Source organism: Acinetobacter sp. UBA6720 (assembly GCF_002454215.1).
GTDB lineage: Bacteria > Pseudomonadota > Gammaproteobacteria > Pseudomonadales > Moraxellaceae > Acinetobacter.
In genome coordinates, this window is record NZ_DKIK01000169.1 from 4,374 (window position 1) to 8,313 (window position 3,940).

General features: G+C 42.1%; 4 protein-coding genes and 1 pseudogene. 2 read left to right on the forward strand and 3 right to left on the reverse strand.

Annotated elements, in window-relative coordinates; all coding sequences use genetic code 11:
- Nucleotides 1–164 (reverse strand): annotated as a pseudogene (locus tag B4F08_RS14355) (bifunctional demethylmenaquinone methyltransferase/2-methoxy-6-polyprenyl-1,4-benzoquinol methylase UbiE); the annotation flags it as partial.
- 167 nt (nucleotides 165–331) lie between these two features.
- A complete protein-coding gene (locus B4F08_RS14360; RefSeq protein ID WP_110974260.1) occupies nucleotides 332–1,036 on the reverse strand; it encodes an FFLEELY motif protein in 705 nt (234 codons plus the stop codon).
- Between the two features lie 195 nt (nucleotides 1,037–1,231).
- Here B4F08_RS14360 and B4F08_RS14365 point away from each other — a divergent pair, with 195 nt between their 5' ends.
- The gene (locus tag B4F08_RS14365; RefSeq protein WP_110974261.1) at nucleotides 1,232–2,662 is read left to right on the forward strand and encodes a polyphosphate:AMP phosphotransferase; all 1,431 of its coding nucleotides are present in this window, start codon (nucleotides 1,232–1,234) and stop codon (nucleotides 2,660–2,662) included.
- Between the two features lie 175 nt (nucleotides 2,663–2,837).
- Here B4F08_RS14365 and B4F08_RS14370 read toward each other — a convergent pair whose 3' ends face one another.
- Nucleotides 2,838–3,380, reverse strand: coding sequence for a hypothetical protein (locus B4F08_RS14370; protein WP_086209674.1), 543 nt, complete (start codon nucleotides 3,378–3,380; stop codon nucleotides 2,838–2,840).
- Nucleotides 3,381–3,558: 178 nt separating this feature from the next.
- Here B4F08_RS14370 and B4F08_RS14375 point away from each other — a divergent pair.
- A partial coding sequence (locus tag B4F08_RS14375) for an exodeoxyribonuclease V subunit gamma (RefSeq protein ID WP_291374935.1) occupies nucleotides 3,559–3,940 on the forward strand: 382 nt, incomplete at its 3' end.

Genomic DNA, 3,940 nt, shown 5'->3' on the forward strand with positions numbered 1-3,940 from the left:
GGTACAGAACCCGTCACTGGGGTATCAGTCAACTGTTGTTGTAATGATTTTTGCTGACCTTGTGCTGTGCCTTGGGGTAATGGTTCAGTTAAAAATGGACTCACTTTGTCTGTGTTTTGTGCCGACTCTGGATTAGCGGTAGGCGTTTGATTTTCATTCGACATGGGAGTCACTCCTAACATAGCAATAGGGTAAATGTTGCAGTGCATGCATGATGACAGATTCTAAGACGTTGTACAGTAACCATCATGCAATTGTGCTGAATAATATACAGAAAAACAGCAGAGCTATGCAGCCACTGCCTTATTTTTATCAAGGAATAATCTGAAATTTACTGAAATGGGTATAGATGACCCGAATGTACTTTGTCAATAATTTGACGTTCCACCGCAGTAAAGTCTTTCACAAATTTCTCCGCCGACTTTAGCGGTTTCATGGCCAAAAAGCCATCTTGCATAAAATCATACATGATATTGAAGTTGTATTTATTGGCGGTGCCTTTGCACATCTTAAAAGCGGTATAGACCATAAAAGAGCGCATGTATTTATCGAGGTTTTTACCGAGTTGGTCGAGTAAATACAATTGTTTGAGACGATCTTCGCCTTGTTCCAGTTTTAAATAGGCTTGGCGCATTAAGTCGTCGGTTAAAGGCTCGTTAGGATGATGTTCCTTGAGGAGCTGTATCGCCACTTGTTCGTCCAGTCGTACGGCCAAAATCGCCAATTCAACGCCCGATGTGCCTGTTTTAATAGCATTTTCAGGAATCAATTTTTCAGCTTTGTGTGCATAGCGATTTAAACGTGCAATTTGTCCCGCCAAAGCATCAAAATCTGGGCCACCATATAAACGGTTGATAAAATACTCGGCCATCAACAGATTTTGCTTTTCTGCGAAAGCTTTGTTGTGAGTGCGCTGCATTCGCTGTTTTTGCCAACTTTGTACATCCTGCAAACGTTGGAAGAGCACCGAATCTTGATGATAATGTAACTGGTAATACTGTTCTAAAAGCTCATCGAGGGCGGCGAGTTTGGACATTTGCTGTCTCAGTTCTATTTTAAGATAGCTAAATCTTAGTGTGTGATGATCGAACTCGCTATGACAAAGTGACAAAAAAACTATTTATTTGCAGTCAGTTTGCTGTAGAAGTAGTCAAAAGGTAGCTTTGAAAACCATGTATAGCATGATCTTTTGGGGTCTAGTGATCTGATTAAATACAAGAAAGGCGGAGTTATGAACACAGAAATAACAGTCAACACAGAGCTGAATGAAGAACAACTTTCATTGGATTTAATTGAAGCGCAATATGCGTTGATGAATACCCGTGATCAGAGTAATGCAAAAAGTTTAGTGATTCTGGTTAGTGGAATCGAGCTTGCGGGCAAGGGCGAAGCAGTGAAGCAACTGCGTGAATGGGTCGATCCACGGTTTTTATATGTCAAAGCAGATACTCCACATTTGTTTAATCTAAAACAACCGTTTTGGCAGCCTTATACTCGATTTGTACCTGCTGAGGGACAAATTATGGTGTGGTTTGGTAACTGGTATGGAGACTTGTTGGCTACGGCCATGCATGCTTCCAAGCCTTTAGACGACACTTTGTTTGACGAATACATCAGCAATATGCGGGCTTTTGAGCAGGACTTAAAAAACAACAATGTAGATGTGTTAAAAGTCTGGTTCGATTTGTCGTGGAAGTCTCTGCAAAAACGTCTAGATGACATGGACCCGAGTGAAGTGCATTGGCATAAGTTGCATGGGTTAGACTGGCGTAATAAAAAACAATACGACACTTTGCAAAAACTACGTATGCGCTTCACTGACGACTGGCAAATCATTGATGGTGAAGATGAAGATGTGCGTAATCACAATTTTGCACAAGCCATTTTAACGGCGTTATGTCACTGTCCAGAACACGAGAAAAAGGCGGCATTAAAGTGGCAGCAAGCCGCTGTACCAGAAAGTTTGACACAGTTTGCCCCTGTGACCGCGGAGGCGGACAGCTATAAAGCAGAGTTAAAGAAACTGACCAAACAAGTGGCTGATGCCATCCGCTGTGATGACCGTAAAGTGGTGATTGCTTTTGAAGGGATGGATGCTGCGGGTAAAGGGGGAGCGATTAAGCGCATTGTGAAAAAGCTCGACCCACGGGAATATGAAATTCATACCATTGGCGCACCTGAAAAATATGAGTTACGTCGTCCATATTTGTGGCGTTTTTGGAGTAAGTTGCAGTCGGATGACATTACCATTTTTGATCGGACGTGGTATGGGCGTGTTCTGGTTGAACGAGTCGAGGGTTTCGCAACCGAGGTGGAGTGGCAACGGGCCTATGCGGAAATTAATCGTTTTGAAAAAAATTTGGTGAATAGTCAAACGGTGCTGATAAAGTTTTGGTTGGCGATTGATAAAGATGAGCAAGCGGCGCGTTTTAAAGCCCGTGAAAGTACTCCGCATAAACGCTTTAAAATTACGGAAGAAGATTGGCGCAATCGCGACAAGTGGGATGACTATTTAAAAGCAGCTGCAGATATGTTCGCACATACCGATACGCGCTGTGCCCCTTGGTATATCATTTCTACCAATGATAAGCAGCAGGCACGAATTGAGGTTTTAAGGGCAATTTTAAAACAGCTCAAAGCAGATCGAGAAACCACAGATTAAGTAAGAGACCCAGAGGAGGGTCATTTGGTCTATTCAAGGTTGAGCAGGTTGCGAATGATATTGTCGCGTATGGAAAGAATTTAGGGTTTAAAAAGAAATGCCAGTCAGGTTTCTAATGGACTGGCATGACGGTGATTTGACCATCTATATATAGAGAATAATTCAGCTCTAATTATTAACCTAAAGGAATTTGGGTCACTGGCGCTGCAACAGGAACACCTTGTTCAACGGCCTGTTTTAGTTGAATACCTTTAGCCAACTTATACGATTCCTCGACATGGGTTTCTGCAATTTTTTTCATGACAAAGTAGCCCAAACTTGCTGCAATCATCTGTCCACCAAGGGGAATGAATTTGGTGACTTGTTTGGTAATGAATTTGGCTGCCATGTTATTGATGGATTTTTTCACGGCTGTACGTGCGACCACCAGTCCAGAAAATTCCACGCCACGTTTACGCAGTTCTGACCAATGTATTTGCTTGGTTTCTGGGTCGTAAACACTGACTTGCTCAGGGGTTAGGCCAAAGCGGGCATTAATTTCTGGGATTAGTTGTGACAAAATCCCGACATCAATCACCACATCGAGAAAAGGAACAGGAATGACCGCTGCACCTGCGGAAACATAAGCCCGTTTTTTAACCAGTTCTAAACATTCTTCGCGAATTTGTTCTAAATTTAAAGCGGGATCAATTTTTTCTGGAATGTGCTCTAATTTCATCTTTTAAACCCTAAAATATCCTGATTCACATTGATTCTAGTTTTGCTTAAAGTGTCTATTTTAAAGCAAATTTTAAATAGAAATATGTCATCAAAGTGACATAGACAGAACCAGAAGTATAGTCAATAATCTGTGTGCTTTTGTAGATTTTTCATAAGATGGTCATTTGAGGGGAAACATGGCAATACACGTAATACAAAGTCAGCGTATTGATGTTCTGTTGCAAGCCATGCAAAAAACCGTCTTTAAACCGGCCAAAAATGCCTTCCAAGTACTGCAAGCACAGCACTTTATTGTCCCTTCACCTGCGGTTGAGGCGTGGCTAACGCAAAAGTTGGCGGAACAGCAGGGCATCAGTGCCAACACACAGTTTCATCATCGTATCCGTGGCTTTCAGTGGTCGGCTTATCAGTGGGTTTTGCTCGATCAAAAAGATGAAGTTCGTAAAGCCAATATTCCGCGATTGATTATTAAATGGCGCGTCTTCCAAGCCTTAAAAGAATTTATACAGGCTGAGCTGAATCCTTTAGAGGTTGCCCATCCGTTGTATCCGATTATTC